Here is a 5,391-nt window from a genome sequence, read left to right as displayed (position 1 = left end):
GGCTGCGCGGGCGGGCGCGGCGGGTCACGCGGGCGGGCGGCCGCCGCCAGAAGGCGCCGGCTCACCCCCCTAGCCGCGGGCGACGGCGGGCGGGTGCCAGCGACCCCCCCCTGCAGCAAGCCGGGGTGTTTTTGGCCATTTGCTTCGAAATTCCGAGGGTAAACGAGGCGTCCCTTAAGCGCTGGCGAGCGTTTCCCCAGGTCGCAAAAATGCCTCACCGAGCAAAAGGCCCGAAATCGAGCCAAAGCGGCCCGACAGCCTCGGAATTTCGAAGCAAATGGCCACTTTTCGCGAAGGCCCGTGCTAGCGGCGGCGGTCGAAGAGGCGGGGGCGCTTGCCGGGGCGGCGTATCTGAAGCGGTCGCGGCTCGAAGTCGAACAGCTCGGCGGTCTCCACGGCGGACGACACGGAGACGCACCCCTGCAGGCACGAGTCGGCGCACAAGCGGCACTGCACGCAATCGGCGGCGGAGAACTCGACGGCACGGTAGCCCGGATCCTCGTCCTCGTCAGGCGCGAGGCTCGCCAGCACGGGCTTGGGCTTGTCAGCCGGCCTCTCCTCCTCTTGGTCGGCGTGGCGCAAGGCGCCGGTGGGGCAGAACATCACGCACATGCCGCAGCCGGTACACTCCTCAGGGTCGATGGAGACCGAGCCGAAGCGGCGCGTGTCGATGACCGGCTCTACGCTCTCGCCCAGCGCGTCCATGGCATCGAGCAGGCGGAAGTTGCGTTCGGGCTCGAACTGCGGCAGGCGCCCGGTCTTGCCCACGCCCAGCCGCTCGCGCAGGGTGGCCATCTTGTTCTTCTGGTTCTGGTGCAGCGCGTCGGCGATGGCCTTCTCCGCCGCGGTCATGGCCACGTCCTTGGCCATGGAGGTGGCGCTCGTGAAGAAGCCGCGGCGGGCCGCGCCGCGGGCCTTCATCGCGTCGCCCACGATGTCGGACGGGAACTCGGAGACGCGCGTCACGGGCATCGCGCAGCCCTGGGCGTCTAGCAGCGTGCGCGCCGTGGCCACCGTGGCGTCGATGGCCGGGCCAGTGGCGCGGTACTTGCAGGTCTTGCAAGTACCGTCCACCAGAACGACCTCGGTCGCTCCGTTGGCGGCCAGGTCGAGGATGTCCTCCTCCACCATGCGACCGAGACACGGCACCGCGGCGTACTTGTCCGGGTCGCCGATGTTGCGGGCGGCCATGCGCGCGCAGGCGAAAACGGCGCGACCCTCGCCTGCGGCCCGCATCGACCTGGCGATGCCCACCGCCAGGTCCTCGGCCATGGGATCGAGCGAGATGAGCGCGCCAGTCGGGCACACGGCCACGCAGGCGCCGCAGGCCACGCAGGCGCCGTTGGACACCTTCAGCTCGTTGTTGCCCACCTCGATGGCGTCAGCGATGCACGCGTCGACGCAGAGGCGGCACTTCGAGTTGCGGTTGCGCACGGCCACGCAGCGGTCGGGCGCGGCCACCACCGACGCGCTCTCAAGCGCCTCGGCCATCTCCATCACATCGTTGATCGTGGGCATGGGCTTCCCTCTTCTCCCGCGGAAGGCAGGCGGCGCGGAGCCGGGCCGGCGGGCGGCCCGGAACGCGAGGCGCGGGCCTTCCGGCTACTCTTCCAGGTACGAGTCCTCGATGCGCTTGAGCTCGTCGGGGGTGTTGGCGTTAATGAAGCAGCCGCCGTGGGGCTCGGCCTCCAGCACGCGCTTCTGGGAGAACTCCTCCACATGCACCTCCGGATCCTCCAGCAGCGACTGGGCACGGCGGTCGCCTCGGTCGAGCGCGCGGCGCACGGCCGGCAGGCAGCCGGAACGACGGTAGAGGGCGTGGAAGGGCTCGAAGCCGTGCTTGTTGACGGGCACCACCACGTCCGCCCCCGTGCCGGCCATGACGAGCGACTCGGCCACCACGAGCGCGGCGCTCGCGAACACCATGTCGCAAGCCACCACGGCCACGTACGGGTTGCGCGCCGCGGTAAGCGCCGTGTAGAGGCCGGGCAGCGCGCCGCGGAAGTCGAAGGCGTCGCCCACCAGCTTGATGTCCAGGTCGGGATACGCCTCGGCGAGAAAGCCCAGGCGATCATGCTCGTTAGTGGTGATGACCAGCTCGTCGGCCACGGGCGCCAGGCGCTCGATGAGGCGGCAGATGAGGGGGCGCCCGGCGAAGGGAACCGTGGCCTTCGACTGGCCCATGCGCCGGCTCTCGCCACCGGCCTGGATGACCACGGTCAGGCGTGGGCGGACGTAGTGCTCCTCGAGGAAGTCGGCCAGGCCGTCCACGTCGTCCAGGCCGAAGGCGGGGACGTTGAACAGCACGGCGGCCTGGCGCGCCTCGGGGATGTCGGTGACGACGGCCACCGTGTTGGCGTCGGGCATCTTGTGCGCCAGGTCGTCAGCGACGGTGTGGGCGTGAGGGTCGCGCTCGGCGGGCGCGGCGCCGGGCTCCGCGGCGGGCGTGGCGGACGCGTCAGCGGCGGCTGCGGCCTCCCTCTCGCGCTGGGCCTGCTCGCGGTAGCGCTGCACGAAGTCGGTACCCAGCGGCTCGCCGGCGCGGGCCGCCTTCAGCATGGCCTCGGCCACGTGCACGTCGGCGGGGTTCCCGGAGCGCATGATCTCGATGGTGGGCAGGCCGCTCTTGCGGTAGCCCTCCACCACCACGATGTCGTGGCCCGGCATGGAGCGCACGATCTCGCTGCACTCGAGCTCCTCCTCGACCGTCTTGATGCGCGCCATCTGGCCTGGGCACGCGATGACCGTCTCGGAGGCCCCGGCCGCGCGATGGCGGTAGGAGTCCTTGCCGGGGTAGTCGATCTCGAAGCCGGCATGGCTGTGGTGCTTGACGCTGCCCACGTCATGGCCACGTCCCACCAGGCACGCGATGAGCTGCTCGATGAGCGTGGTCTTGCCAGAGTTATGGCGGCCGACGACGGCCACCGCAGGGCTGGGTACGTTAACCATGATCCCTCCTTGTTTTCCGGCGCCCAGTATAGCAGAGCAGCCTTCGCCGGCCCCAAGGGTCACGTCGTCTCACCCGGGCACCCGGCCGGCGCGATGCCGCCTTCGCCGATGCCTTCGAAGGCGAGAACGCGCCAGCGAGGTCGGCGTTCGTTCGCCGAAAAAAATTGTTGGTGTTCTGTGAACAGCCTGATATACTCTTGTTTTGAATTAAGCGAGGAGCGTGAATTCGCTTCGACCCTTACGCTTCGTCAGAGTGCAGTTCTGTTTTTGGAGGGGACAGGATCTGCGCGCAGAACGAAGCCATGAACGGCCCGCATGAATCTGTGCGGGTCGTTTTGCATTCTCGGGAACGGCGCCACCTGGCACTACCTCACGCGGCGGCGCTCCCGATTTCGCCTGCAACCCTCTCGCGTCCCCTCCGAACGGCATCACGCCGTCTGCAGTCCCGCGCGCCTGCGATTTCCGCCCTAGCGCCCACACACGGCCTGTCCATGCAGCAGGAGAGCCGGAGCCGACGTTGTCCCCGTCTCCCATGCCCCCGCTCTCGCGCTCACCCTCGCGCTCTTCGACCCCTCCGCAAGGCGCAGGCGTCAACGCCTTCGTGCCCTACAGCGGACGGCGGGTCTCGAGGGCTCGGCCGAGGGTTACCTCGTCGGCGAACTCCAGGTCACCACCGACGGGCAGGCCGCTGGCTGGGCGCGTCACCGTGATGCCGAGCGGCTTGATGAGACGCGCGAGGTAGGCGGCCGTCGTCTCACCCTCGATGTTGGGGTTGGTGGCCAGAACCACCTCGGTCACCGGCTCGGAGGCCAGGCGCGCCAGCAGCTCGGCGATACGCAGCTCATCAGGGCCGACGCCCTCCATGGGCGAGAGCGCCCCGCCCAGCACGTGATACACGCCCGAGAACACAGCGGTGCGCTCAATGGGCGGAATGTCGCGCGGTTCGCTCACCACGCATAAGACGCCCTGGTCACGCTTGCCGCTCGCGCAGATCTCGCAGAGATCGGCCTCCGCGTAGTTGAAGCACCGTGAGCAAAAGTGCACGGTGTCCTTCACCTCCGCGATGGCCTCGGCCAGGCGCAATGCCGTGGCGCGATCGGAGTTGAGGATCCAGTAGGCCATGCGCTGGGCAGACTTCGGCCCCACGCCGGGCAGACGCTCAAGCTCGTCGAGCAGCTTCTGGATGGCGGGGGCAGACTGCATGGGCACTCCTCGGAACAAAAGAACGGAGCCGCGCTTTCGCCGCGCGTCACGACGTGTCAGCTGGCATTTTCCCGTACGAATGTTTCATGTGAAACATTCTGCGGCGAAGTTGGGAAGAAACTGAGGCGACTTACATCAGGCCGGGAATCTTCATGCCGCCCATGACGGCGTTCATGCGCTGGTTAGTAGCCTCGGTAGCGCTGCGCAGGGCCTCGTTCACGGCGGCCATCACCATATCCTCGAGCATCTCCACGTCCTCCGGGTCGACAGCCTCGGGATCGATGCTCACGGACTTGATGCTCATATCACCCATCGCCACCACCTTGACCATGCCGCCGCCGGTCGTGGCCTCGAACTCCATCTGGGTGATCTCCTCCTGGGCGCGGGCCGCCTCAAGCTGCATCTTCTGGGCCTGCTTCATCATCTTCTTCATATCCATGGCGAATGCTCCTTCGTTGGTAGCGTCATCTCATCAGGGCCGCCAAAGCGGCCGGAAACACTATAGCGCGTCCCACCTCAACGCACGAGACGCGATCAGCTGGAAGCAACGCGAGCGCACGATGGCCGGGCGGGAGGGGGGACGCAACGCGAGCCGGCAACGCGAGCTACACCTCGGTGAAGCCGACGCCTTCGCCGAAGCCAAAGGCGAGCATGGCGTTGAGGTCGTCCTGCGAGGGCTCCTCTCCCGATGCCGCCGGCGCGGGGCCGTCCTCCCACGGCGCGGCGTCCGCCGCAGAAGCGGCGCCGGCTGCGGGCGCTGCGCCAGCTGCAGGAACAGCGCCAGCTGCGGAAACGGAGCCAGACGCCGGCCCGCCAGCCGCTGCCGACGCGCTACCAGCCGGGCCGGACGCAACCGCCGAGCCCTGAGGCACCACCGCTTGGGCAGGATTAGATGTTTCACGTGAAACATTCGTTTGGGGATTAGGGGACGGCGCGTCGAAGGCGCCGTAGCCGGAGTCGTCGTAAGGCACTGCATCATCGTAGAGATCCACTGGCACCTCGTCGTAAGCCGACGCGCCGTAGCCGTGCTCGGCAGCGCCAGGCTGCATCGACGCACCGGTCATCGCATCGATGCCGTGATGGCCTCGCACCGCACTGGGATCCGCCGGGCCCGCGCTCGCCCCGTTCGGGGAGCCAGACGAACCGGCACCCGCAGCGGCCGCACCGGCGACGCCGACGGCGCCGGCTGCCGCGCCGGCCAGCGCACCGCCCGCCCCGTTCGCAGCGGTCGCGCCGTTC

Annotated in this window: 4 protein-coding genes and 1 pseudogene; all 5 read right to left on the bottom strand. The window is 68.6% G+C overall.

Features of this window, described 5'->3' with window-relative positions; all coding sequences use genetic code 11:
* Positions 1 to 303: 303 nt before the first annotated feature.
* Entirely contained in the window at positions 304 to 1,518 is a 1,215-nt protein-coding gene (locus D1643_RS09525; RefSeq protein ID WP_160710398.1) for a 4Fe-4S binding protein, read from the bottom strand.
* A gap of 84 nt (positions 1,519 to 1,602) precedes the next feature.
* Positions 1,603 to 2,949: a molybdopterin-guanine dinucleotide biosynthesis protein B gene (gene mobB / locus D1643_RS09520; protein ID WP_160710397.1), complete on the bottom strand. Its 1,347-nt coding sequence runs from the start codon at positions 2,947 to 2,949 to the stop codon at positions 1,603 to 1,605.
* 606 nt (positions 2,950 to 3,555) lie between these two features.
* On the bottom strand, positions 3,556 to 4,152 hold the full coding sequence (recR, locus tag D1643_RS09515) for a recombination mediator RecR (protein ID WP_160710396.1): 597 nt from the start codon (positions 4,150 to 4,152) through the stop codon (positions 3,556 to 3,558).
* 130 nt (positions 4,153 to 4,282) lie between these two features.
* Positions 4,283 to 4,591 (bottom strand): YbaB/EbfC family nucleoid-associated protein, encoded by a 309-nt coding sequence (locus D1643_RS09510; protein WP_160710395.1) that lies wholly within the window; start codon positions 4,589 to 4,591, stop codon positions 4,283 to 4,285.
* Positions 4,592 to 4,757: 166 nt separating this feature from the next.
* A pseudogene (locus D1643_RS09505) lies at positions 4,758 to 5,391 on the bottom strand (hypothetical protein); the annotation flags it as partial.

The organism is Enterorhabdus sp. P55, assembly GCF_009911695.1.
Taxonomy (GTDB): domain Bacteria; phylum Actinomycetota; class Coriobacteriia; order Coriobacteriales; family Eggerthellaceae; genus Enterorhabdus.
This window is presented reverse-complemented; position numbering and strand designations above follow the sequence as displayed.